The sequence below is a fragment of the Chryseobacterium sp. KBW03 genome, from assembly GCF_003852415.1.
Classification (GTDB): domain Bacteria; phylum Bacteroidota; class Bacteroidia; order Flavobacteriales; family Weeksellaceae; genus Chryseobacterium; species Chryseobacterium viscerum.
Map to the genome: position 1 here is coordinate 142442 of NZ_QAJO01000013.1, position 26397 is coordinate 168838.

At 37.4% G+C, this 26397-nt stretch carries 16 protein-coding genes; 13 read left to right on the forward strand and 3 right to left on the reverse strand.

Annotated features, from left to right (window positions below):
• Nucleotides 1–9 precede the first annotated feature (9 nt).
• From DBR39_RS21835 to DBR39_RS21845, 3 genes are all read left to right on the forward strand, one after another.
• Entirely contained in the window at nt 10–1233 is a 1224-nt protein-coding gene (locus DBR39_RS21835) for a 3-phosphoshikimate 1-carboxyvinyltransferase (RefSeq protein ID WP_124536651.1), read from the forward strand.
• Between the two features lie 73 nt (nt 1234–1306).
• A complete protein-coding gene (locus DBR39_RS21840) occupies nt 1307–1984 on the forward strand; it encodes a hypothetical protein (protein WP_124536653.1) in 678 nt (225 codons plus the stop codon).
• A gap of 346 nt (nt 1985–2330) precedes the next feature.
• Nucleotides 2331–3314 (forward strand): phosphatidylinositol-specific phospholipase C, encoded by a 984-nt coding sequence (locus tag DBR39_RS21845; RefSeq protein WP_228447893.1) that lies wholly within the window; start codon nt 2331–2333, stop codon nt 3312–3314.
• A 216-nt stretch (nt 3315–3530) separates the two neighbouring features.
• On the opposite strand, the gene DBR39_RS21850 is transcribed toward DBR39_RS21845, so the two are convergent.
• From DBR39_RS21850 to DBR39_RS21860, 3 genes are all read right to left on the reverse strand, one after another.
• Complete coding sequence (locus DBR39_RS21850) at nt 3531–5357, reverse strand: alkaline phosphatase (protein WP_124536657.1); 1827 nt, start codon at nt 5355–5357, stop codon at nt 3531–3533.
• A 155-nt stretch (nt 5358–5512) separates the two neighbouring features.
• Complete coding sequence (locus DBR39_RS21855) at nt 5513–7021, reverse strand: RagB/SusD family nutrient uptake outer membrane protein (protein ID WP_124536659.1); 1509 nt, start codon at nt 7019–7021, stop codon at nt 5513–5515.
• A gap of 27 nt (nt 7022–7048) precedes the next feature.
• Complete coding sequence (locus tag DBR39_RS21860; protein WP_124536661.1) at nt 7049–9937, reverse strand: SusC/RagA family TonB-linked outer membrane protein; 2889 nt, start codon at nt 9935–9937, stop codon at nt 7049–7051.
• A 395-nt stretch (nt 9938–10332) separates the two neighbouring features.
• On the opposite strand from DBR39_RS21860, the gene DBR39_RS21865 reads away from it, so the two are divergent.
• The 10 genes from DBR39_RS21865 to DBR39_RS21910 all read left to right on the forward strand — a co-directional run bounded on the left by DBR39_RS21865 (nt 10333) and on the right by DBR39_RS21910 (nt 25848).
• Nucleotides 10333–11121, forward strand: coding sequence for an SDR family oxidoreductase (locus DBR39_RS21865; RefSeq protein ID WP_124536683.1), 789 nt, complete (start codon nt 10333–10335; stop codon nt 11119–11121).
• A 154-nt stretch (nt 11122–11275) separates the two neighbouring features.
• Nucleotides 11276–12880: a hypothetical protein gene (locus DBR39_RS21870; RefSeq protein WP_228447894.1), complete on the forward strand. Its 1605-nt coding sequence runs from the start codon at nt 11276–11278 to the stop codon at nt 12878–12880.
• Nucleotides 12881–13212: 332 nt separating this feature from the next.
• On the forward strand, nt 13213–16353 hold the full coding sequence (locus DBR39_RS21875) for a SusC/RagA family TonB-linked outer membrane protein (RefSeq protein ID WP_185147242.1): 3141 nt from the start codon (nt 13213–13215) through the stop codon (nt 16351–16353).
• A gap of 20 nt (nt 16354–16373) precedes the next feature.
• Nucleotides 16374–17894, forward strand: coding sequence for a SusD/RagB family nutrient-binding outer membrane lipoprotein (locus tag DBR39_RS21880; protein ID WP_228447895.1), 1521 nt, complete (start codon nt 16374–16376; stop codon nt 17892–17894).
• Between the two features lie 82 nt (nt 17895–17976).
• Nucleotides 17977–20322 carry a phosphocholine-specific phospholipase C gene (locus tag DBR39_RS21885; protein WP_124536665.1) on the forward strand — a complete coding sequence of 782 codons (2346 nt, stop codon included), beginning with the start codon at nt 17977–17979 and terminating at the stop codon, nt 20320–20322.
• Nucleotides 20323–20508: 186 nt separating this feature from the next.
• Nucleotides 20509–21087: a hypothetical protein gene (locus tag DBR39_RS21890; RefSeq protein ID WP_124536667.1), complete on the forward strand. Its 579-nt coding sequence runs from the start codon at nt 20509–20511 to the stop codon at nt 21085–21087.
• Between the two features lie 102 nt (nt 21088–21189).
• Nucleotides 21190–21996, forward strand: coding sequence for a WxL protein host-binding domain-containing protein (locus tag DBR39_RS21895; RefSeq protein ID WP_228447896.1), 807 nt, complete (start codon nt 21190–21192; stop codon nt 21994–21996).
• Entirely contained in the window at nt 21989–24739 is a 2751-nt protein-coding gene (locus tag DBR39_RS21900) for a hypothetical protein (protein ID WP_124536669.1), read from the forward strand. Before DBR39_RS21895 ends, DBR39_RS21900 begins: the two co-directional genes overlap by 8 nt.
• Entirely contained in the window at nt 24736–25269 is a 534-nt protein-coding gene (locus DBR39_RS21905) for a hypothetical protein (protein ID WP_124536671.1), read from the forward strand. The genes DBR39_RS21900 and DBR39_RS21905 overlap by 4 nt, the downstream gene beginning before the upstream one ends.
• A gap of 9 nt (nt 25270–25278) precedes the next feature.
• Entirely contained in the window at nt 25279–25848 is a 570-nt protein-coding gene (locus DBR39_RS21910) for a hypothetical protein (RefSeq protein WP_124536673.1), read from the forward strand.
• Nucleotides 25849–26397 lie beyond the last annotated feature (549 nt).

Below are 26397 nucleotides of genomic sequence, written 5' to 3' on the forward strand. Positions count from 1 at the left end.
TAGATCATAATGAAGCTAGAAAAATCAAAATTATTAGGAGGAAAAACAGTACAGATCAGCGGTTCGAAAAGTATTTCGAATCGTTTATTGATTCTGGAAAGTCTGTTTAGCAATATAAAAATCGGAAATTTATCCAATTCTCAGGATACACAGCTATTGAAAAAGGCATTATCTGAGGATACGGAAGTGGTAGATATCCATCACGCAGGAACGGCAATGCGTTTTCTTACTTCTTATTATTCTATTCAGGAAGGGAAAACGACTATCCTTACCGGATCCGGGAGAATGAAAGAAAGACCGATCAAAAACCTGGTAAGTGCTTTGAGAGATCTTGGAGTAGAAATTGAGTATATGGAGAATGAAGGTTTTCCTCCTTTAAAAATTACAGGAAAAAAAATTACTCAAACGTCTGTAAATGTTCCGGCAAATATTTCAAGCCAGTTTATCACATCTCTTCTTCTTGTTGCAGGAAAACTTGAAAACGGACTGGAAATTAATCTTGTAGGAGAAGTTACATCAAGGTCTTATATTGAAATGACCCTTGATATCCTTACTAAGTTTGGGATACGAAACAGCTTTGAAGGAAATACCATCAAAGTACATTCTTTCGCTCCTGAAAACAATTCTGCCATAGTACATTATGAAGTCGAAAGTGACTGGAGCTCTGCTTCATACTTCTACTCTATCTGTGCTTTGGGAAGAGAAACAATTCACCTGAAAAGTTTTTATAAAGAGTCTACTCAGGGAGATTCTGCAATTGCAAAGATATATGAGGATTTCTTCGGAATCAAAACAACTTATATTGAAGAAGAACACAAGCTTACATTGGAACCTCAGCCTGATTTTTCTTTCCCGGAGAAAATTGTTCTGGATATGAACAACTGTCCCGATATTGCACAAACACTTTGTGTAACAGCAGCAGCTTTAAAGATTCCTTTCGATATTTCCGGATTGGGAACTTTAAGAGTAAAGGAAACCGACAGACTTCTGGCATTATATAATGAGCTTAAAAAACTTGGTACTGTAACAGAAATTACGGATTTAACCATTAAATCGATCAGTTTTGGAGAACCGGAAGACAATATTTTGATCAAAACGTACCAGGATCACAGAATGGCAATGAGTTTTGCTCCGTTTAGTCTGATTAAAGAACTTAATATTGAAGATGAAGATGTGGTAGAAAAGTCTTATCCAATGTTCTGGAAAGATCTTGAAAATATACTGACTCATTAATGTTATACAAAAAAGTGGTAATTTGAAAATGATTTTATTTCGGATTACCACTTTTTAATTTTATATAATAACCATGAAACATTGCTTTTCCTTTTTGTTTGTTTTATCTGTTTCAAGCTTATCTGCCCAGAATCTGAAAAGTTTTTCGGTTCCTAAAGGGTATACTCAGATTGCAGAAGCCAAAGGTGATCTTGACAAAGATGGAAAAGATGAAATTATCCTGATATTTAATACGGATATAAAAGCATCATACATGCAAAACCCGGAAGGTACAAGTGACTACCAGAGGGTTTTTTATATTCTGAAAAAGGAAAACAGCGGTCTAAAAGTATGGAAAGAAAATTCTGCCATTCTTTTTTCAAGCGGGTTCGGGTTTTATCCTTCTGATAACGTTCTTGAAATCAATATAAAAAATAACTGTCTTACTATTGAACAGCAGTTTTTCACCAACTCAAGGCATACCCAGCAATATAAATATACCTTCAGATTTCAGAATGGAGATTTCTATCTGATAGGTTCACATGATCATTTTGAAGATACCTGTGATTTCAGTTTTACCAATGAAATCAATTTTTCTACAGGAAAGGTTATTGTTGACAGAGAATATTCATCCTGTGATGATGAAACTAAAGTACCCGAAAACTTACACAAAGAATTTACCCATAAATTCCCGCTTATTAAAATGAATGATTTCTTTATCGGAGATCACAACTTCAGACTTCCCGGGCTGAAGGAGGATTTTGTTTTTTAGGATGGAAGATTGAAACTGAATACTGGATATTACTTTTTGCTTATTTTTAAACGCAAAGTAAAATAATTCTATCGTCATATTAAAGAAAGCAAAGAGGCCGACATATGTCGTTGATGAAGCTTGAATTATACATCCGCTTAGAAAAAATCAATTTCATTGATTTCATCTTTGCTCTCTATATTTCCAGAACAAAAAATAAACTTTGCGTTAATAAAAATCTGTCTCCTAAGTTCCTGACTTTATATCAACTTAATTATCTATTAAAGTTAAATTAACTCCTCATGTTTTGATATATTCTTATTTTTAAGCTGCATTAAAAAATAAAAAAACTATGTTCAAACAAAACATGAAACGTTTTACAGCCATCACTCTTGGGGTGGTGACTGCGTCTATCTTTTTTTCCTGTTCAAATGACAGTATGATGGAAAGAGATTCTAATGAAACCTCTTCAATGTCGTTAGCAAAAGCAAGTAGTAAGACTTCATTACTGCCTATCGCAATGAATAGCTGGATGTCTGGTCTTCAGGATAATATTTCTATTTCAAAAATTTCCATTCCCGGAACTCATGATTCCGGAGCACGTGTAGATGCCCCTGTTGTATCAGGTACGGCTAAAACTCAAGACCTCAGCATTGCAGAACAACTGAATGCAGGAGTCCGTTTTCTGGATATCCGCTGCAGACATATTGACAATTCTTTTGCTATTCATCACGGAGCGATTTACCAAAATCTGAATTTTGATGATGTATTGAATGCGTGTTATGCGTTCCTTAACAGCCATCCGTCTGAAACGATTATCATGTCTGTAAAGGAAGAATATGACGCTTCAAATACGACCAGAAGTTTTGAACAGACTTTTGACTCCTATGTACAGAAAAACTCTTCTAAATGGGATCTTGGAGCCAATATTCCTACATTAGGTGCCGTGAGAGGAAAGATCAAGTTATTAAGAAGATTTTCTTCAGGAACAACTAAGGGAATCAACGCTTCACCTTGGGCGGATAATACAACATTTGACATCAACAATTCCGGTGTACAGCTGAAAGTTCAGGATTATTATAAGGTGACGAACAATGACGATAAATGGAACGGAATTTCCAACCTTCTTAATGATGCAAAAAATGATACCAACGGTAAACTTTTCGTGAACTTCACCAGCGGATATAAACCTGGAATCTTCGGGATCCCAAGCATTCCCACGGTATCCAACAATATTAATCCAAAACTTAAAACATTCTTCCAAACAAATACTCAGGGATCATTTGGAATAATGCCGATTGACTTTGTAAATGCTGAGCTGTCTGAGCTCATCGTGAAAACCAATTTCTAATTTATTATTTGTTAGATATATCCATAGGCTGTCTCTCTTGTTGAGGCAGCCTTTTTAAATCTTGCTCTGCTTTTATTTCTCGCAGATTTTGCAGATAACGCAGATTATCCACAAACACCTGCTTAATCTGGGAAGCCTTAAATTAATACAAAAAAAAGGCTGTTTCCATAACGAAACAACCTCTCTTTGTAAAAGTAAAAGTATTAAAATTAAAAACTATTTTTGAATTCCGTAAGCCTCCAATATTTTATTGAAGATCTCTGTATTTTCAAACAGTCCTGTGAATTCTTTGGAATTCGGTCCGTAAGCAAAAACACTTGACGGAATAGAGGTATGATCGTTGGTACTGAAATTTCCGAATACCCAGCCGTCTTTCAGGCTTCCATCCAAAAGAGTTAATCCTCCTGTTTCATGATCTCCTACGACGATTACTAAGGTTTCTTTATTCTCGTCAGCAAATTTCATCGCCTTACCAACGACATGATCAAAATCCAGTAATTCTGTAACCAGCTGTTCGATATTGTTACTATGCCCTCCTCCGTCAGTCTGAGAGGCTTCTATCATCATAAAGAATCCTTTTTCATTCTTCTTTAAATCATTTAAGGTAAGGTCGAATGCATCTGCAAGCCAGTTTCCTCTTCCGTTGGTGATTCTTTGTGAAGCCAAAGGATCAATAACCAGAGTACGGTTGTTTATTGTAGTCACTGATTTCAGATCTTGATACAAATCAACTTTAGCCTCTTTAAATTTCTTCAGATTTTCCTGAGATAATCCACTTGTAGGACCACCAATCAGAATTTTCGTTTTTGAAGCCGCAAAATCTTTCAGAATAGGTTCTGAACTGTTCCTGTTATCAGAATGTGCGTAGAAGTCAGCAGGAGTAGCATCTGTAACATCTCCTGTGGAAATCAATCCCGAAACCATTCCTTTCTCAGCGATAATATCAGGAATCTGTGCCAGTGCTTTCCCCATATTATCAACTCCTACAAAAGTGTTTTTGGTCTTTACACCAGTCGCAAATGCTGTAGAACCCGGTGCTGAATCTGTAATGTAAGCATTGGATGAATTGGTTTTGGAAAGGCCTGTGGATTTCATGTTGAAAACATTCAGCTTCCCTTTATTGGCTGTAAAGGCAGCATAATATTGAGGCAAAGAAGTTCCGTCCGGGATAAGGAGGATAACATTCTTTACTTTTTTTACCACTCCGTCTGATTTATAAGTCGGGGTATAAGTACTGTACTCTTTTGTATTTTTATAAAAGTTTTTCGGAATAGCATTCATGAACTTTTTAAGATCCGGAATGTGATCAGTATTGATATAATCTACTCCCAAATCCATAAAATTTACCCATGCATTCGGAAAGTCCGGAGCTCCGTAAAAACGAACAGGCTTTTGCTGGGAATGTGCTTTTTCAACGGCCGTTTTAATCCTTGCTGTTTCTTCATCTCTTGGAATTCCTTTTCCATTCCATTTTACCAATCCCGGAAGGTCTGCACTGAACATCCCTACTCTTTTCAACTGGTCTGCAGAATAGCTTTTATCAAGATCTCCGTCAAAGTAAAGATAATTCGGATAGTTTTTAAAATCTCCCGGCTGAGGTCTGTCTCCGGTAATCACAATTTTAATTCCTGTGTTTCCTGTAATCTCAGGATACTTTTTTAATGTACTGACCAACGCTGCCAGTGATGTTTTATAATCTTGCTTAATATCAATCAGCAGCTGCAGTTTTTTGTTGGCATCCGAATAGATATTTCCTTTATTCAGCTTAATCTGTTTTGAAATAGGATCGAGATACAAATTTTCCAATGTTCTGTCTGCAGAAAGTTCTTTCTCGGTATGAGCTACCCAAAGTTGATCCTTTACCAGAAAAACATCTGCCTCTATGGAACCAAAATTGGCATAATAAGCCTCCCAAAAAGGGATCTCCTGCATATAATCATTATGTGAATGTGCATTCCCTACATTGTAATGTAAATAATTCTGTGCCTGATTTTTGGAAAAAACAGCCAGGGCCAGTACAGCCCATATTTTTGATAATTTCATTCGTATATCTTTATTATTTATGGATCGAAAGGAACACCTAACATCAATATCGGTGTATGTCCACATTTGCCATGGACGTTTCATAATCCCTTTGAAAAAACTATATCATCACAGAATCTCTGCAATGATATAGTGACCCATAATAAGGTTAAATTTTACCAGCCTTCATTTTGTTTGATGATCCCATGACTGTTTACGATTTCAGCCTGAGGAACTGCCCAAACATTATGTACAGCTGGATTAAAGTTTCTTGCTGCCCAGACTACCTGTCCATTGATACCGTGCAGAGGCTTAGCATACGCTGCCTGCGCATCTCCCCAACGTACAAGGTCTCTGTGTCTGTCTGCCCATTCACCTGCCAGTTCACAACGTCTCTCATGCTTCAGATCTGCTATCGTACATCCGTTTTTTGCAGACAAACCTGCACGTACTCTGATCATATTGATCTCCTGGTCTGCAGATTTCCCCTGCATCAATAAAGCTTCTGCTTTGATAAGAATTACCTCAGCATAACGCATGATCGGAACGGCAAGGTCTGTACATGGATAATCTCCGTTGGCACTCACGTGACCGCTGTTCAGCTGATATTTGAAGGCATCCATATATTTATTGAACTGGTATCCGGTAAGGGAATTGCTGGAAGCATATGTTCTTTCCTTTCCATTAAATGTAAACTTGTCACCTATTTTCAGGATGGTAGCACTTCTTCTAAGATCTCCTGCTTCGTATTCGTCAAATAGTTCTTTAGTCGGTTGGAAATATCCCCAGCCGTTATATTCTCCCCATCCTTTATTTTCAAGCATTACTCCCGGAAGAATACTTCCCCATGCAGTAAACTTAGGTGTTCCAGGAATAGACCAGATGTATTCTGAACTGTAGCTGTTTTCAGCCTTGAAGACATCGGAAAAATTGTTCAGAAGACTTCTGTTTCCTTTCGTCATTACTTCATTAGCCCAGAACTCTGCATTTTTCCAGTCTTTCATAAAAAGATATACTTTTGCCAAAAGTGCCCATGCTGCAGCTTTATGAGGTCTACCGTAGTCTTTTGCCGGAAGCTCTGCCTGGGTAGGCAATAATTCTGCGGCTCTTTTCAGATCGTTTACGATGTAAGTATAGTTTTCCATTACGTTTGCCGCTCTCGGAATGGGGTTTGGATCAGGATCTTTTGAACGGTCGATAATAGGAATCCCTGCTTTTTCATTCCCGTAAGAATAGGCAAGTTCAAAATACATTCTGCTGCTCATGAACAAAGCTTCTCCAAGATATTTGTTTTTGATAGCCTGTGAAGTCTGGATATTATCAATATTACGGATCACACGGTTGGCAACTCCGATTACATTATATCTTTTGTTCCACTGGGTTTCAAGATCTCCTGCTGCAATGTAATTGCTGCTGAAATTTTTTGCATTATCCGCTTCACTTTTCGCTCTTCCGGTTACCATATCATCACTGGCATTGATAAACCAGAAAAGACCTCTTCCATAAAATTCTCCGTCGAATAACGGCTTATACATGGCGTTTGCTCCGGTAATAAGATCATTCTCTGTCTTCCAGAAACTGGCTTCGGTAGGGGTACCTTCCGGCTGAACATCCAGCTCTCCTGTACACGATAAAAGCATTACGGATATTCCTGAGATTAAAAATATTTTATTGAATAATTTCATTTTTTTACTTTTTGTTGGGTTAAAAAATTATAAACCGATCTCCACCCCAAAGATGAATGAGCGTGCCTGAGGATATCTTCCGGTATCTACACCATAAGAATTCATTCCTACTTCAGGATCAAATCCTGTATATTTCGTTATCGTAAACAAGTTGTTGGTCGTCATATATACTCTCACTTTATTTACATCCAGCTTGCTGTAAAGCTCTTTCGGTAATGAATACCCGATAGTAAGGTTCTTCAGTCTTAAATAAGACCCGTCTTCTACATAGAAATCCGATACTTTGGAGTAATTCCCGCTTGGATCTCCGTGTACCAGCCTTGGAATATCAGTATTCGTGTTCTGAGGCGTCCATGCATTCAGGATATCTCGGTCCATATTATAGTTTTGTCCTGTTCCACCCGGGTTCAAAGAAATAAACTTCATTCCGTTGAATATTTTATTTCCATATACTCCCTGGAAGAATAGATTCAGATCAAAGTTTTTCCATGTCATATTGTAAGAGAATCCGTAAGAGAATTTAGGATAAGGGCTTCCAAGATTGACAAAGTCATTATTATTAAGCACTCCTGTATTTCCTTCTTTCTTCAGGAATTTGATATCTCCCGGTTTAGCATTCGGCTGGATAAGGTTTCCGTTGGCATCTTTATAATTGTTGATTTCTTCCTGAGTCTGAAAAATTCCTCCGGTCTTATAGCCATAGAAAGAATATAGAGGATCACCTACTTTTATACGGGTTGGTTTCAATACTCCTCTTACTCCATTGTCGTTGATAAATATCTCATCTACATTAGCTAACTGCTTTACCGTATTTTTTAGTTGACTCATTGTCGCTCCGACAGAGAAAGTAAAATCACCTGAAACTACCTTGTTATAATTGATCCCTAATTCATACCCTCTATCCTGGAACAATCCTGCATTTACATACTGATTATTATAAGTTGCCGTACTTGGTAAGCTTACGTTGAAGATCTGATCTTTGGAATTCTTTACGAAGTAGTCGAACTGTAAAGAAAGGCTGTTGTGAAAGAATGAAGCATCTACCCCAAAGTTCGTCTGCTCAGACTTCCCCCATTTCAGATCTGGATTTGGACGTGTAGTCGCATAATACGCGATATTCTGAGAAGGATCCTGTCCAAAAATCACATTATTATCTCTCGTCATCAATGGATTCACAGCTTGTGGTGAAATTCCTCCAAGGTTACCCAGAATACCATAACTTCCTCTCAGTTTCAGACTTGAAAGCCATGAAATATCCTGCATAAAGTTTTCTTTCGAAACCACCCACGCACCAGAAACGGCATAGTAATTAGCAAATCTGTTTTGCTTTGCTACCAGTGAAGAACCGTCACGTCTTCCCAATAAACTTACGATATACTTTCCTGCATAGTCATAGTTTACTCTCGCCAGATAAGAAACCAAAGATTGTTTGAATCTGTAACTGGAAACATCTTTATTGGTATCTGCTGCATTCTGAAGGTGTTGGAAAACCTCAGCTTCACTTCTGAAGTCATAAGATTTTGCTACAAAACCATCATCAATTGTTTTCTGGAAAGTAAAACCACCCAGGAAGTCAAAATTATGCTGTCCGGCAGAAATTTTATAGGTTAACAACTGCTCTGCAAGTGCTGTAGATGAATTGTTAGACTGGTATTCTAAATTATTGGTATCGAAAATTTTCCCGACTTCCAATACTCTGTACGTAAAGTTCTTCACATCCCCAAGCTTAAATGTCTGTGAGAAGTTGGAACGGAATTTTAAATCTTTTGCTAAAGTAATTTCAGCATAAGGATTGATTAAAATCTCATGGGTAGGATTTCTGATGCTGATCCTTTTAAGATAAGCAACCGGGTTGATCATATCTCCGTAACCTCCTGCCACATCAATCGGCAATCCAGAGAATGCCCCGTTAGGAGTATACACCGGAACATTTGGCGGATAATACATAGCAGCTACTAAAGCTCCTGTATACCCACTTTTTGTATCGGCTGTATTTCCGTCAGAGTAATTATAATACATATTTTCTCCAATCGTCAACCAGTCTTTTACTTTATGTTCAGAATTCACTCTAAAATTGTATCGTTTTGCCTGAGTATTCAGTAGGATCCCTTCCAGGCTTCTGTGGTTCATTCCCACAAAATATCTGGATTTTTCACTTCCTCCGCTTAGGTTGACATTGTATTCCTGAATAGTTCCTGTTCTGAAAATTTCTTTCATCCAGTCTGTTCTGGTAATTCTTCCGTCAGGATATTGGCTAGGGTTAAAAGCTATTGGTAAGCTTCCCAGTTTTCCGGCATTTTCATATGCTTTGTACATTACATCCTGGAATTCAGCCGCATTCAGAGATTCTTTCAGCCTCCATGCCTGATTCACTCCATATTTAACATCAAAATCTACCGTAAGATTTCCTTTTTTTCCTCTTTTAGTGGTGATAAGGATAACCCCTCCGGAAGACCTTGCCCCATAAATCGCGGCAGAAGCATCTTTAAGTACAGAAATATCCTGTATATCGTTGGGATTAATAGATGGTGTTCCGTTAAAAACCACTCCATCTACCACATAAAGAGGAGTTTCTCCATTGATTCCTCCCAGACCACGAATATTTACCTTAGGTGCTCCGTTAGGATCTCCACCTTCGTTCACTACAGTTACTCCGGGCGCTTTACCCTGAAGAACTTCTCCTACTCCAGATAAAGACCTGGAAGTAAGCTTATCCAGTGAAGCCTCCGAAACAGCGCCGGAAACTTTACTTTTTTTCTGTGTTCCGTATCCTACAACAACAATCTCGTCGATGGATTTTTCTTTTAAGCTGTCTTTTTTCTGAGCGAGGAACATCGGTGAAGCTGATATTGCACCAATAAGTAATACCCTACCCGTTAAATAAGTTACTGAGACAGGGATTTTAAATACATTCATGATATCCTTTTTGATTAGGTGCAAAATTAGACCAGTCCGCTCCCACCATTCATTAAGGTTTCCTTATGTTTTTATTAAGAAATTTTAGCTTTTCACAGATAACACCTACCACACAACAATATTAAAATACTAATAATCAAACAAATAAGTAATTAAAAGTAATCATTCCTTTGATATTCTATGCATGATTGAGATTAACTTTATTTTAAGTTTATCATCCCTTGAAAAAAATGTCTAAACAAGCATTTAAGCCATTTCAGAAATAATAAGTGGCAGAGTTCCTTTTTCTTTTTTTACATTTGCTGAAAATAGATTTTACTTTTGAACACAGATCTGCAAAATGGTCTGATGGATGTCAGAAGAAAAATAAAAACAATAAAAATCATACGAATTCAATGACCATCATCATTACAGGAACCTCATCAGGAATCGGGTTTGCATTGGCCGAATATTTTGGAAAAAAAGGGCATAAAGTATACGGATTAAGCAGAAAGCACACAGAAAGCCAATACTTCAGGTCTATCCCTACTGATGTTACCGATAACACCGCTGTTCAGAATGCTATTGCTGAGGTTGTAAAAACAGAAACCAGAATTGATGTTCTGATCAACAATGCCGGAATGGGAATGGTAGGTGCTGTGGAAGATTCCAGCAAAGAAGATATTCTGAAACTTTTCAGTCTGAATCTTGCAGGACCTGTACAAATGATGAGCGCCGTTCTTCCGAAAATGCGTGAACATAAATTTGGAAAAATCATCAATGTATCCAGCATCGGAAGTGAAATGGGTCTGCCTTTCCGTGGATTTTATTCTGCTTCAAAGTCTGCTCTGGATAAAGTAACGGAAGCGATGAGGTATGAGGTATACCCATGGAATATTGAAGTATGCTCACTGCATTTGGGAGATATCAAAACCAATATTGCAGACAACAGAGTTATAGCACAAGTTTCACAACCGTATAAAAATGTTTTCGACAAAGTTTATGCGCTCATGAATTCTCATGTGAATGATGGAACTGAGCCTTTGGAAGTAGCAGAATACATTGAAAAACTTTTAGCAAAAAATAAATGGAAAGCTCATTATTATTTTGGTAAATTCGGGCAGAAAATCGGGGTTCCGTTGAAATGGATTCTTCCACAGGGAACTTATGAGAATTTGATGAAGAAGTATAATAAACTGGACTAGTTTCAGTTGTATAGAAAGCTAATTAATAATATAATTTGTAAACCATTAAGAAGGATTAAGTGGTAAAGAATGAGTAAGACAAGCTTTGCTTTAAGTTTTATCTTATCATTACACTTTATTTCATCACTCGTCTATGGTGTAGATACATTTGGGATTGAAACTGTTTCTGAAAATATTTTTTGTACTGTTCTGCGTTTTTACACAAGCGCAGAAGAAGCATTATTGGCTGATTGATACAGAAACCAAGGTCAGAAAAAAAGTAAAGGATTCCACTTCTGCGGTGAAATTTCTGGATTCATTGGCCCAGAGTAATTATTTCTTCACTCAACTGAAAGATGTAAAAATAAAAGGCGACAGTACCGAAATTTTCTATGATAAAGGGAAGAATTTTAATCAAACTTATGTTAGCCTTACCGATTCTCTTGTTCAGAAGCTAAAGATTCAGAAAGATTTTTTTACTAAAAATTTAGATTCCACCAAGAAAAGCATCAACAAAACTTATATAGATGACGGGTATTCTTTCAGCAGAATAAAATCTAAATTTAAAGGACAGAAAAACGGTTATCCTATTGTAGAACTTGACATCAACAAGAATGATAAAAGAACGATCAATAATTTTGTCGTTAAAGGATATGAAAAAGTTCCCAGAAGATTCATCAAAAACCTGGAAAAGGAATTTAAAGGCAAAAATTACGATGACAAAAACCTTTTGGCTATCAATAAAACTTTTCAGAGCCATCCCTTCCTGACTCTTGAACGGCAGCCACAAACCTTATTCACAAAAGACTCTACGAGTATTTACCTGTTTCTGGAAAAGAAAAAGACCAATACTTTTGATGGGGTAATTGGTTTCGGGAACGACAAAAGCTCCAAGTTTACGTTAAACGGTACCATGAATGTGAATTTCAGGAATATGTTCAACGGTTTTGAAACCGTCAATTTATACTGGCAGAGAAACCCTGATAAAGGGCAGAATTTTGATCTCCAGGTAGATATTCCATACCTGTTCAAATCAAATGTCGGGATGAATGCAAAAGTAAATATCTACCGACAGGATTCTACATTTGCCAACGTAAAATTCCTTCCGGCCTTTTATTACCATATCAACAACCGGAATAAAATCGGTTTAAGGGCAACTTTGGAAAGCTCAACCATTATTGACACTCTGTACGTTCAGGGAAAAGATTATACCAAAAATGGGATCGGGATATGGTTTGAAATGACCGAGCCTACCGATATTGACCTTTTCCTTTATAAAACAAGGATCAATGCGGGATATGACTTTTTAACAACAACCTATTCTAAAAATAACATCAAAGCTACCCAAAACCAGTTTTATTTCTTTGGGGAGCATAATTACCATATTTCGGGGAACCACTTCCTGAACATTAAGGCGGAAGGCGCCATGATGGATTCTAAAATAGAATTCTCTGCCAACGAATTATACCGTTTCGGGGGCTGGAACTCCATGCGGGGATTCAATGAGAACTCTCTCGCCGCCGACTTTTACTACTACGGAGGTTTGGAATACCGGTATCTGATCGGTAATCAGGCCTTTTTCGACCTCTTTGGGCAATACGGGCAGCTCAATAATAAATCGCTGAAAGTAAAGCCTAAACTCTACAGTGTGGGTCTTGGTTTTAATTTCTTCATTCCTATCGGTCTGATGAGTTTCCAGCTGTCTAATGGTAACGAGTTCGGAAATCCTTTTAAGTTTAATGATATCAAAATTCACTGGGGGATTCTGAGCAGGTTTTAAAAAGAAAGGAAGAAGGAAGCTGGAGGCTGGAAGTTATCGGAGTCTAGGTTTCAAAATTTGTTTCTGTCATAAGACGAAAGTTCTTCTTCAAAAATTTATTACTGCAGATTTCAAGAAGTTGACAACACCTCAACAACTTCCAGCCTCCCTCTCACAGCTTCCTACCTTATATTAATATCTATACAATAAAGCAAAAGTCCTTATACAAAAGACTATTTTGGTTTTACCATTCTATTAATTCTTTGTGTTAAAAAATATTAAAATCGTATTTTTATTTTAATACTTCATTAAAATACAGGTAACAGTGCTCCGCTAAATTTGTCTTCAAAAAAATGAAGAAGACTCTAGCTACTTTTGCCGTTTTTTTACTTCCCCTTTATTTTTCCGCTCAGGAAATCAATATCTCCGGAAATGTAAAATCAGAAAACGGTTCTAGTGTTTCCGGTGTAAACATCACCGACAAAAACACAGGAAAGACTGCTACTACAGATCAAAATGGTAATTTCACCATTTCTGCAAACCCTAAAGACATTCTTGAGTTTTTTGCTCCTGATTTTTCCGTTTATACCGTTGAGGTTTCTTCCAAAAAACAGTATTCTGTTATTTTAAAAAAGCCAAACGAAAAGCAGATTGAAGGGGTTGTGATTACCGCATTAGGTATTGCTAAAAAGAAAGAAAAGATTGGGTATTCTACTCAGGAAGTGGGAACAAAACAGTTTGAAACCATCACCACACCAAGCATTGGGAATTTATTCTCAGGACAGGTAGCCGGTCTGAATGTTTCCAACCCAACCGGAATGCAGCAGGCGCCTCAGTTTACTTTAAGAGGAAACTCCAACCTGGTTTTTGTTATTGATGGGGTAATTGTGGAAAGAGAAGTTTTCCAGAATCTGGATCCTAACAATATTGAAAACATTAACGTATTGAAAGGAGCTACCGCTTCCGCTTTATATGGTTCAAGAGGTCGTTACGGAGCTGTTTTGATCACAACAAAAAATGCTAAGAAGAAAGGATTCTCTGTAGAATTTTCTCAGAATACTATGATCACCGGAGGATTTACCAATCTTCCCAAAACCCAGACAGAATACGGTAACGGTTCTCACGGAAAATATGAATTCTGGGACGGAGCTGATGGTGGGGTGAATGATGGAGATATGATCTGGGGACCAAAATTTGTTCCGGGTTTACAGATTGCCCAATGGAACAGCCCTATCAGAGATAAAGTAACGGGACAGGTTGTTCCATGGTACGGAGCAGTAACAGGAACTCAGTATGATGATAAATCAAGATACGAAAGAGTTCCGATTGACTGGAAATACCACGATAACTTAAGTACTTTCTTAAAGCCTGCGGTAATTAACAACAATAATTTCGCCATCAGCTATAGAGATAATAAAGATATATACAGGTTTTCAGGAAACTTCATGAATTATGATGACCGAATTCCTAATTCCTATCTTCAGAAATACGGCATCAACTTCTCTTCTGAGAATCATCTGGGAGATAAATTAATATTTGATACGAAATTCAATTTCAACCAGGCTTTTACTCCTAATATTCCCAACTATAATTACAACCCAAGCGGACATATGTACACCATCCTGATCTGGATGGGAGGTGATGTAGACGGAAAAGCTCTAAAAAATCACATGTGGATTCCGGGAAGGGAAGGAACGGCACAAGCCAACTGGAACTACGCCTGGTACAATAATCCATGGTTCGGAGCTGAGTATTATAAAAATCAGAACAGAACGAATATCATCAATGCTCAGACCGCTTTAGAGTATAAGGCTACCCAGGATCTTTCAGTAAAGGGTAGAATATCTCTTGTGGAAAATCATAGCAAAACAGAGGTATTAAGCCCTTATTCCTATTTCAACTACGATGCACCAAGAAGTGGAGGTTATATTTTAAGGGACAACAAAACATGGAACCTCAATTATGATGTGCTGGCAACTTACAAGAAAAAAATATCTGAAAACTTTGATTTCACCATCAATGCCGGAGGTTCAGCTTTCTATTATAAAAACAATAACAACGAAAGATCTACGGACGGTTTAAAAATTCCGGAAGTGTACACGTTTGAAAACTCGATCGGAGCGCTGAAAAATTATTCCTATCTAAAGGAAAAGTTGATTTACAGTGCTTATTCTACGATTGATATCGGGTTGTACAATGCTTTCTTCATTAATATTTCAGGACGTAACGACTGGTCTTCTACCCTGCCTAAGGCCAACAGATCTTACTTCTATCCTTCAGCTTCCATCAGTGCAGTTATTTCAAACCTTGTAAAATTGCCGGAATCTATTAATATGTTAAAGCTTTCTGCTTCATGGGCAAAAGTAGCGTATGACTTCCAGCCTTATTCTATCAGAAATTATTATCTGAATAATCAGGGAGTTACATTCAACGGAAATCCTACTTATTATTACCCAACCACTCTGAACGTAGAAAACTCTCTGAAGCCGGAGCAGACAAAGTCTTATGAATTAGGGTTAAGTGCAGGTTTCCTGAATAACAGAATTACCTTAGATGCCACTTATTTCAGAACATTAGATTATAATAATATTCTTCAGTTCCCGGCTGCAGAATCATCAGGCTTCACTTCACAATATGTAAACGGGAATGAGTATACCACCAAAGGATTTGAAGTTTCCCTTGGGCTAGTTCCGGTAAAAACTGCTGATTTCAGTTGGAAAACTTTAATCAACTGGAGTACTTATGAGCAAAAGCTGACTTCCATCTATGACAATATGCCTAACTATAAAAACATCAAGTTAGGTGAAAGAATGGACAGTTATTATGATTATACATGGCAAAAATCTCCGGACGGAAAAGTCATTCTGGATGCCAATACAGGAATGCCGACAAGAGCCAATGCACCAAGCAATCTGGGACATTTTAATCCGGACTGGACCTTTGGTTTCAACAACACTTTCAAATACAAGAAATTTACTTTAAATATCGGAATCGATGGAAGCATCGGTGGTGTGATGAGGTCTCAGGTAGTGGAAAAAATGTGGTGGGGAGGAAAACATCCTAATTCCGTAGCGTACAGAGATCTGGAATATGCAAATCCGGGATCCTATTATTTTGTACCGGATGGGGTTAATTTTAATCCTACAACCGGTCTTTATACTCCACATACAAAAGCGATCAGCTTCCAGGACTGGGCGCAGAATTATCCATACCAGGCAAGGGTAACGCAGGATGAAAGTGAAGAGTTTGCTAACGTTTTTGACAGAACTTTCATCAAACTTAGATCTGTAGTACTGGAATATGATTTCTCTTCATTACTGAACCCAAAAGGAATGGTAAAAGGTTTCACTGCCAATATTTCTGCCTATAATCTGGCGATGTGGAAAAAATCAAAGAACCTTTATTCTGACCCTGATTTCCAGGCAAAAACGGAAAATGATATTCAGGATCCTTCGAGCAGATGGTTCGGAATCGGTTTTAATCTTAAGTTTTAACTAAAAAGTACGTCAAGACAATGAAAAATAATATCAATAAAGTGAAAGGGCAAAAAGGTAAAACGGGAAAGTGGCTGATGAAATCTTTATTTGCTGCAGGACTTCTGACATTGGCTTCATGTGAATCCAACCTTGATAAAATCAATGAAAACCCTAATGATCAGGCCAGCATTGATCCTAAATTTCTTCTGACCTATGTAGAAAAATATACGTTTCAGGTAAACGGTGATAATATGTATGCCTCAAGAATGATGATTGGTACGGATGGTGAAAATGCATACCAGTATATGAAATGGAATGATGCCTCTTTTGAAGTCTACACCAAAGGACTCCTGAATACAGGAAAAATGATGCAGGAAGCTGAAAAGATCAACAATAAAAACTATGCCGCTATTGGTAAGTTTCTGAGAGCCTATCATTTTTTCAATATCAGCTTAAAAGTAGGAAGTGCTCCTTATTCCGAAGCTGCAAAAGGAGAATCCGGAATTACACAACCAAAGTATGATAGCCAGGAAGCCATCATGTCCGGAATTTTATCAGAATTGAAAGAAGCCAATGATCTTATTAATACCAATGATAAAATTGAAGGCGATATTGTTTATAACGGAGATGCTTTAAAATGGAAGAAACTCATCAACTCATTCCGTCTGAAAGTTCTGATCACTTTATCTAAAAAAACTACGGTAGGAAGTTATAATATTGCGACAGAATTTGCTTCTATTGCAGGAAGCCAGTCTCTCATGACTTCTATTGCTGATAACGGGGAGCTTAAGTTTGCGGATGCTGCAGACAGCAGATATACAATGTTTAACAACAGCGGATATGGTTCCAGTTTGTATATGGCAGACTATTTCATCAATATGTTCAAAAGCAGACAAGACCCACGTCTGTTTACGTTTGCAGCACAGACTACCGGGGCTAAAGAAGCCGGAAAAGCCATCACAGATTATACAGCTTATAATGGAGGAAATCCTACTTCTCCTTATTCTGACAATGCTGCTCTGATCACAGCAAAAAACATCTCTAAAGTGAACGACCGTTTTTATAAAGATCCAACCAATGAGCCGGCTTCAGTTCTTAGCTATTCGGAATTAGAATTTATTCTGGCAGAAGCTACTGCCAGAGGGTGGATTTCCGGATCTGCAAAAACACATTATGATAATGCCATCAAAGCAAGTTTCAGTTTTTATCAGACCTATGTAAAAAATCCGGGACAATATTTCTCAGGTTTTGATGTGAACCAATATCTGGCAACGCCATTGGTAGTTTATAATAATGCTGATCCTTTGCAAACGCAGGTGGAAAAAATCATGACTCAAAAATATATGACGATGTTCCATCAGGCACAATGGACCTCTTATTTTGACTACTTAAGAACCGGATATCCAAACTATCCTCTGAAAAATGGGGTTGCTGCACCGTTCAGATTCAGATATCCACAATCTGAATACAACTATAACAGCAGTAATTTAAAAGCTGCAGTAGCCGCTCAATATGGAGGAAATGATAATATTAACTCTAAACCTTGGTGGTTACAATAGAAATCTGATTAATTTTATATAAAACAAAGAAACCGCAGGAAAATCCTATTAACTTGCGGTTTCTTTCTTATTACGATTGAATATGAACAGAAGAGAATTTTTAGAGAAATCAAGTCTTTTATTAGCAGGATTGGGAACTTCAAGTGTTCTTCATCCTTCCATTTTAAAAGCTTTAGCCATTGATCCGGCTGCCCAGTCTACATTTTTTGATGCAGAACATGTCGTAATCCTGATGCAGGAGAACCGCTCATTTGACCATGCTTTTGGGGCACTCAAAGGAGTAAGGGGTTTCCTGGATAAAAGAGCTTTTATAAAGCAGGATGGACATTCCGTTTTCTTTCAAAAGAATGACGAAGGAAAATATGCATCTCCTGCCCGTCTGGATTTAAGAAATACAAAATCAACCTGGATGAGCTCACTGCCTCACTCATGGGCAGATCAGCAAAAAGCTCTGAATAAAGGAAAATATGACCAGTGGCTTCAGGCTAAAGCCTCAGGAAATAAAGATTATAAAAATATTCCGTTGACATTAGGGTATTACAACCGTGAAGATCTTCCGTTCTATTATCAGCTGGCCGATGCCTTTACCATATTCGATCAGTATTTCTGCTCTTCCCTTACCGGAACTACTCCGAACAGATTGTTCCTTTGGTCAGGAACATTAAGAGAACAGCAAAACGGAAAAGTAAAGGCCAATGTTGTCAACGAAAATATTGATTATGATAAAGCGAAACAGGCAAAATGGAAAAGTTTCCCAGAGATTTTGGAACAGCAGAATGTTTCGTGGAGAATTTATCAGAATGAAATAAGCCTTCCAAAAGGAATGTCCGGGGAACAGGAAGCCTGGTTAAGTAATTTCACTGATAACCCGATTGAATGGTTTTCAAAATTCAACGTAAAGTTTTCAAAAGGATATTATCAGAATATCCCTAATATCATAGCCTATCTGAAACAGGAGATTGAAAAAAATCCTAAGCAGAAAGAGAGACTGGAAGCCATGATGGCTGAAGTTCAGGAAGATCAGATAAAATACCATCCGGATAATTATTCAAAGCTTTCAAAAGAAGAAAAAAACCTTCATGAAAAAGCTTTCACTACCAATGTAAACGATCCTGATTACTGGAATCTGGAAATCGGAAAGGATGAAAACGGAGAACGACTGGTTGTTCCGGAAGGAGATGTATTGTTCCAGTTCCGTAAAGATGTGGAAGAGAAAAAACTTCCACTGGTTTCCTGGCTGGTAGCTCCCGAACATTTCTCTGATCACCCGGGATCACCATGGTATGGTGCATGGTATATTTCTGAAGTGTTGAATATTCTTACCAAAGATCCTGAAACCTGGAAAAAAACAATATTTATCATCAATTATGATGAAAATGACGGATATTTTGACCACGTTCTTCCTTTTGCACCACCGGTGAATCCAAGCCAGCCTGTGGATATGAATGGAAAAGAAGGGGTCGAATATGTAGATCAATCCCAGGAATATATGTCAAATCCTTCTTTAAAAAATTATGAAAAAATTGAAGGTACCGTAGGTCTTGGGTATAGAGTTCCCATGATCATTGCTTCACCATGGACAAAAGGAGGCTTTGTCAATTCTGAAGTTTCAGATCACACGTCTGTGCTGCAGTTTCTGGAGAAATTTATCATGAAAAAATTCAATAAGAATGTTCATGTTGACAATATCAGTGACTGGAGAAGATCAATATGCGGAGATCTTACCTCTGCCTTCAATTCTTCCAGTGTAAAAGCTCCACAGATGAATTATCTGGATCAGAAAGACTATGCTAAAACCATCAATGCAGCCAAAAACAAACCTGTTCCCAATTTGAAATGGTATTCTGAAAGCGAGCTTAATAATAATTTACTTGAAATTCAGGAAAGAGGGTTGAAACCATCTAACCCGCTGCCTTATCATTTTCATGTCAATCTGGAAGGCGGGAATATAAAAATGATCAATTTAAAAGAGAATGGAGTTCCTTTGCTTGTCTACGACAGAACTCAATTCAACAGTACTCATTATCATTTTTCATATGCATTATATGCAAAGCAGGAACTGTCCCATGCTGTACATTCCGGAGCCTATGAGTATGAAGTTTTCGGTCCCAATGGCTTTTTCAGGAAGTTTAAGGGAAGTAATATTCCAGAATTAGAGATAGTTTTGGTGAATATGACCTCAAAAAATCAGATTGAACTGATCATCAGAAACCACAAAAGCAAAAATATTTCCATAAGCATGGAAGATCTGTACGGAAAAACTAAAAAAACAATTTCTGTACAAAAACCGGAAGAAAAAATCAGTATCGATCTTGATAAAAATAAAGGCTGGTATGATTTGAAATTAACGCTAAACGATCATCTATGGCATTTTGCGGGAAGAATAGAGACCGGAAAAGTTTCTGTATCTGATCCACATTGGGCATAAAAAATGATTCAAATATCTACAAAAACCTGTACCAAAACGTACAGGTCTTTTTTTGAGTTATCTTTAAAGCATCTTTCAATTATAATTCATTACATAATGCAAATAAGCATCAATATGAAAATTATTGTATTTTTTTTTCAAAGTATACTGAATTTCGTTATATTCACTTAACTAATTATCAGTATCATGAAAAAATTAAATTTAACTATTGCAATGTCTTTATTTGCGTTTGCTCTGTCTGGAAATCTGAGCGCGCAGGATACCAATTCGGATGGCCATACCGTCACAATTTCTATTCCTGAAGTTGCTTTGGTAGATATTGAACCAGCTGCCACGAAAAATATTACTCTTGGATTTACAGCGCCTACAGAAGCAGGGAATCCTATTACTCCAGCTACGGCCAACACTACCTTATGGCTTAATTATTCTTCCATCAAATCTGTTGCAGATCCTACCCGTAATGTAAGTGTAAGTATGAATGCTATCATCCCTGGAGTTGATCTTCATGTAACTGCTGCTGCAGCTACCGGAGCCGGAGCTGGTACATTAGGAACATCCGCAGGTCTATTGACTTTAAGTGCTGCCGGCCAGACTATTATTTCTGGAATTGGAAGTGCTTATACAGGAAATGGAGCAAATAACGGCCACAATCTTACGTATGCTCTTGCTGCAGGAAGCGGCCCTGGAGGGGTGGCAGCTTATGCAGACTTACAGGCAACAGCCACTGTAGTAGCTACCGTTACGTATACAATATCAGACAATTAGAATTTAAATAAAATTCTTTTCTGCATTCGAAAACAAGAAGAAGCTGGCATTCAGTTTCTTCCTGGTTTTGTATTATTAATGATTAACTCCAAACTTTAAATAATGATGATGATAAAGCGTATTCTTCTTTTGATCACCCTGATGTTGCAGTTCAGCTTTTTACATGCCGGTATTGTGATTCTCAACGGGCTTACGCATTCTTACAAAATTGAAAACGGAAAGGTGTACAAAGGAAAAGTTGCCATTGAAAATACAAGCAAAAATCCTCAGAGTGTAAAATTATTTTTACAGGACTTTACCTACCAGGCTGACGGAACCATCAATTACACAGCACTGCATACCAACAAACGCTCTAATGGAGAATGGGTAAAACTTAATACCAACCTGGTTACTCTTAAAGGTAATGAGAAAACAGAGGTATTTTATGAAATTACGGTTCCCAATCAAGCCATCGATCCCGGAAGCTATTGGAGTGTCATCATTGTAGAACCGGTGGAGGACATAAAACCTAGTGACAATAAAGCAGGAGTAAACATTACTTCTGTTATACGATATGCTATCCAGGTCATTACAGATTCTGAAACAGAAAAAGCTAAGCCAATCCTTAAGTTTGAAAGCGTAAAAGTAGAAAAGCTAGAGGGAAAACGGACTGTGATGGTAGCCATCGCAAACAATGGCAATCTTTATTGTAAACCCACAACAGCTATTGAAATCTATAACCGTAACACGGGGGAAAAATTAGGTACTTATTCAAGTTTAACGATGGGACTTCTGCCCAATACGTCCAAAACATTTTACATTGATATCAGTAAAGTACCTCCTGAAAAATATAAAGCAGCAATTATAGCAACTGATGAAGAGGAGAATGCATTTGCACTCAATGTGGAATTAGAAGTAAAAAATGATTAGAACTTGGACTTTATTTATTATATCATTATTCCCGGTATTTATTTTTTCTCAACAGCAATCTAACCGATTGATGAGTAAAAAAGATAGTTTATTACCGGGAATGTCTACTTCTATCCCGTTCACATTAGAAAATAATTCAGCTGAAAACAGGACTTATGATATTTCAGTGGGTACCTCAAGTCCGCATATCATCCCGATTTTATCAAAAGGCGAACTTCAAATTGCTCCTCACGAAACATCAGTATATCTGGTTCCTCTGCGTATTGCAACAGAAACTGGACAGGGTATCTATTCTGTAACATTGAATATTACAGACAGAAATAATGCAATATCCTTTGCCAAAACTTCAAAAATCACTGTTTCCGGAAACCGGAATATATCTGTCACAGCTTTGAGTTCACCAGAGTTTGTAAGGGCTGGAGAAACTATCCGCGCTTCATTTCTTTTAAAAAATAATGGCAATGTAACAGAAGATATTATCTTGGAAAGTAAAAATGCCATTGTTGACAATGAATCATCATTAGTACTGGCACCTAATGACTCAAAAATAATAACGATTCATAAAGTAACAAATCCTGAGCTTTCCCAAAACGAATTTCAGAACCTTAATCTTTCGGTTTATTCAAAAGGTAATTTTAAAGACAGTCAGAGTGTCTATATAAGCACTCAGGTAATATCAGTAAAGCCGTCTGAAAACGACATTTATCACAGGCTTCCCGTTGCTGTTTCGTTATCTTTCATTGGAATGCAGAATATGGGAGTGTATAATGATGGTTTTCAGGGAGAGATCTACGGTAAAGGAACACTCGATAAAGACAATAAAAACCAGATTGAATTTCGGGCAGTCACACACAATCCTATAGAGCTCAATACATTTACCCAATATGAAGAGTATTTTGTGAATTATAAACGGGATAAATTTTCGGTTCATCTTGGTGACAAAACGTATTCTTCTTCATATTTGACAGAGTTTGCAAGATATGGCCGCGGTGCAGAAGTCCGATATGATTTTAATAAAGTAAGTTTCGGTGGTTTTTACAACCATCCCAGGTTTTTCAGGGATATAAAAGATGAGTTCAATTTCTATTCAGCCTTTAAGATCAGAAAAGAGTCTGAAATTTCTGTAGGATATCTTTACAAGACCCCCAGAAAGGGAGAGATCAATTACAGTGATGTAAGGCTAGACTCTGATGCCCATCTTCCCTATGCTAAAGGAAAATTTAAAATCACAAAAAATATTAATCTTTCCGGCGAAGCTGCATACAGTACAACCAAAAAAACGGATGGAACAGCCTATATCGTTCAGGCCGAAGCTAATTTTGAACGATTCAATGGAAGCTTAATGTATATGAAAGCAAGCCCTGAGTTTGCAGGATATTTCACGAATACCAGTACTTTTAACGGTAATATTTATTATAATATTTCCAAAAAGCTGAGTGTTTTTGCCAATTATATGCAGGACGCCAAAAATTTTCAACGGGATACTTTATTACTGGCAGCACCTTATCGAAAGTATTTCCAATATGGAGTACAATACAAATATATGCCTAGTGGCTTTATCATCCTTAATAACGGCTATCAAACTTACAAGGATCGTTTGGAACCTAAACAGTTTGATTATTATGAACGGTATTTTAAAATCAGTATTAATCAGCAGATAGGAGTATTCCAGATAAATCTTGACGGGCAGTTTGGGAAAACAGATAATTACCTTATTGGATTTAGCGGCAACTCCAGTTTCTATTCTGCCAATCTCTCGTTTCAGAAATTCAGAACTTCCTTTAATCTATTTGGAAGCTATGCCATCAGTTCAAGATATCAGCTCGAAAATCAGAAAAACTTTTATTATGGAGCAAGAATCTTCAGCCGGTTTTCTGACAAGACCAGCTTAAGCCTTTTTTATCAGAACAATTATATGCCGGAAGAATATTTCAAAGACAGGAATTTATTTGAACTTTTGTTCCATCAGCAATTATTCCCCGGAAATGAACTTGATCTTTCAGGCAGATATTCATTGCAAAGAGGAGAAATAGGAAATAAGGATTTTATATTTTCAATGCGGTATACATGGCGCCCAAATATTCCGGTACAGAAAACGGCTGAATATGTAACTTTAATGGGTAATATCAGCAATCTGGGTATCAAAAAAACTGAGGGAATAAGATTGATGCTCGGAAGCTATTTGTCAATTACAGATAAAGAAGGTAATTATTTATTTAAAAATGTTATCCCCGGCAATTATTTTCTGGAGATAGACCGCTCAACGATGGGTATCAGCGATATTCCGACTCAAACTTTTCCAGCGGCAATTTCGCTTATGAATAAAGAAAATACTTTAAATTTCGGATTAACAACTGCCGCTAATGTTCAGGGGCATATTCAGTTCCTTGAGACTGGAGAAAAAGATCAAACGGATATTGAACAGCTGCAGACTATAAAGGGAAAGAAAAAAAGGGAAAGTATCATTGTAGAAGCTACCAGTAATGACCAGACTTACCGTAAGATCTGCTTTATAGGTGACGACTTTGATTTCACTTATCTCCGACCAGGGGATTGGATCGTAAAAGTGTACCGCAATGGTCTGGATAAGCGCTATAAAATTTCAACAGACAAGTTCCAGTTTACTTTAAAACCTGCAGAAACAAAGAAATTAAGCATCAATGTTGTCAAACAGCAGATAGAAATAAAATACCAACAGGAGTCCTTAAAAGTAGGGTATAATGAAATAAAAAAGAAAAGATGATTTTGATCCGTCCCATATTATTACTAGTATCTTTTATTGCATCCGGTTGTATCTATTCCCAGACTGCCAGTACCACTGTTACTCTTACATTGCCTAAAGTAACCTTAATGGATATTGAACCTACGGGAAATATTATTTTAAATTTTACAGCACCTACCGAGGCTGGAAATGCTTTGGGGGTTCCAACTCCCAATACATCAAAATGGGTCAATTACACGTCTGCTATTGCTTCCGCAGGGCCTACCAGAAGAATTACGGCATCTATTAACAAACTTATCCCTGGGGTGAATATAAGACTTCAGGCAGCAGCGGCTTCAGGAGCAGGCGGAGGAACATTAGGTACTTCTTCAGGGCAGGTTATTCTTACAACTACCCCTGTTACGATCATTAGTGGTATTGGAGGTGCATATACCGGTAATGGTCCTAATAATGGGCATGCACTCACCTTTTCACTCGCTACTAATACTTATTCTAACTTAGAAGCACAGGCTAATACAGCTATTATAGTTACCTATACCATCACAGAATAAAATCTAAAAATGAAAATCAACAGTCCTTTTCTCAGAGAAATACTCTTAAAAAGATATCTATACATTATTGCTTTAATAATGGGCAGTTATCTTGAGGGGCAAACCATAAATATTGCGGGAACTAACTGGACGGTAAGCGTTCCTACAATCACTGAGGCTGGAACCAACTATACTGGAACTTACGACAATCCAAGCCAACTAACATTATCCGGTAATTTACCCGGATCTTTTCTAAATCTCCTTAGCAGTGCAGGTGCTAAGATCAGTATGCACTATGTTCCCACTTCCTGGAATAGTGCTTTGAAACTTTACGCAAAAAGAAGCGGTGGAACTACAGCGATCACCGGTCTCTGTGTACTATGTACCGCTACAATTTCCGGTGGAAATGTCAATTTTATAGAGATACCACAAGCCGGCTCTGTAACCCTTTCAACCATAACATTTACTGGAGTATTAGGTCTTGGCAACAGTGTAAACTATTCTGCCATGAATGTGCAGCTGGAGATAGGTGGTGTTTCTGTAACCATTCCTGCGGCAACATATAGCGCACAAATAGTTTTTACAATAGGGGCAAATTAAAGTTTCTTTTCAATACGATTGTAATTCAATATATCATAAATGAGAACCGTTTCTTTGCAGAAGCGGTTTTTTTATTTGTTTCGGCTAAAATAAGGTGGTTTCTGGCAAGTATTGAATCATTCCTGCCCTCTCAATAGATTTGTATAGATCATAAGCAGTATAAAGGCTTAAATAAGATAAAGAATCTACATCCTAATAAATCAAAAATCAGGAGCTTGATCCCGCTATCCATTCATACTCCTCGCGCCAGTGCGCTGCTACACTCAAACCCCACCAACTCTCCAACTCAAGCTGCGGGGTAACCATTACTATCGGGGCTAAAAGCAAGATAATTATAAATTATAAGTGATGAATTATGAGATTCGAGGTTCTGGTTTTAGGCTGTAATTGATCAGCTTTGATTATTCTACATTTATCATATTCAATAGGAGCGGGCTTTAGCCCGTTCTGGTCAAAAAATCCATTTCCATCTGGCTTTAGCCAAAACTTATCATTCGGTTAGTCCTATGAACTTAAAGAAGATAAATAATAATGAAGCTAAATTAAAGA

What these genes read in the sequence shown, in the direction of transcription:
- DBR39_RS21835 (WP_124536651.1), top strand. Translation starts at nt 10, where the DNA reads ATGAAGCTAGAAAAATCAAAATTATTAGGAGGAAAAACAGTACAGATC.
- DBR39_RS21840 (WP_124536653.1), top strand. Translation starts at nt 1,307, where the DNA reads ATGAAACATTGCTTTTCCTTTTTGTTTGTTTTATCTGTTTCAAGCTTA.
- DBR39_RS21845 (WP_228447893.1), top strand. Translation starts at nt 2,331, where the DNA reads ATGAAACGTTTTACAGCCATCACTCTTGGGGTGGTGACTGCGTCTATC.
- DBR39_RS21850 (WP_124536657.1), bottom strand. Translation starts at nt 5,357, where the DNA reads ATGAAATTATCAAAAATATGGGCTGTACTGGCCCTGGCTGTTTTTTCC.
- DBR39_RS21855 (WP_124536659.1), bottom strand. Translation starts at nt 7,021, where the DNA reads ATGAAATTATTCAATAAAATATTTTTAATCTCAGGAATATCCGTAATG.
- DBR39_RS21860 (WP_124536661.1), bottom strand. Translation starts at nt 9,937, where the DNA reads ATGAATGTATTTAAAATCCCTGTCTCAGTAACTTATTTAACGGGTAGG.
- DBR39_RS21865 (WP_124536683.1), top strand. Translation starts at nt 10,333, where the DNA reads ATGACCATCATCATTACAGGAACCTCATCAGGAATCGGGTTTGCATTG.
- DBR39_RS21875 (WP_185147242.1), top strand. Translation starts at nt 13,213, where the DNA reads ATGAAGAAGACTCTAGCTACTTTTGCCGTTTTTTTACTTCCCCTTTAT.
- DBR39_RS21880 (WP_228447895.1), top strand. Translation starts at nt 16,374, where the DNA reads ATGAAAAATAATATCAATAAAGTGAAAGGGCAAAAAGGTAAAACGGGA.
- DBR39_RS21885 (WP_124536665.1), top strand. Translation starts at nt 17,977, where the DNA reads ATGAACAGAAGAGAATTTTTAGAGAAATCAAGTCTTTTATTAGCAGGA.
- DBR39_RS21890 (WP_124536667.1), top strand. Translation starts at nt 20,509, where the DNA reads ATGAAAAAATTAAATTTAACTATTGCAATGTCTTTATTTGCGTTTGCT.
- DBR39_RS21895 (WP_228447896.1), top strand. Translation starts at nt 21,190, where the DNA reads ATGATGATGATAAAGCGTATTCTTCTTTTGATCACCCTGATGTTGCAG.
- DBR39_RS21900 (WP_124536669.1), top strand. Translation starts at nt 21,989, where the DNA reads ATGATTAGAACTTGGACTTTATTTATTATATCATTATTCCCGGTATTT.
- DBR39_RS21905 (WP_124536671.1), top strand. Translation starts at nt 24,736, where the DNA reads ATGATTTTGATCCGTCCCATATTATTACTAGTATCTTTTATTGCATCC.
- DBR39_RS21910 (WP_124536673.1), top strand. Translation starts at nt 25,279, where the DNA reads ATGAAAATCAACAGTCCTTTTCTCAGAGAAATACTCTTAAAAAGATAT.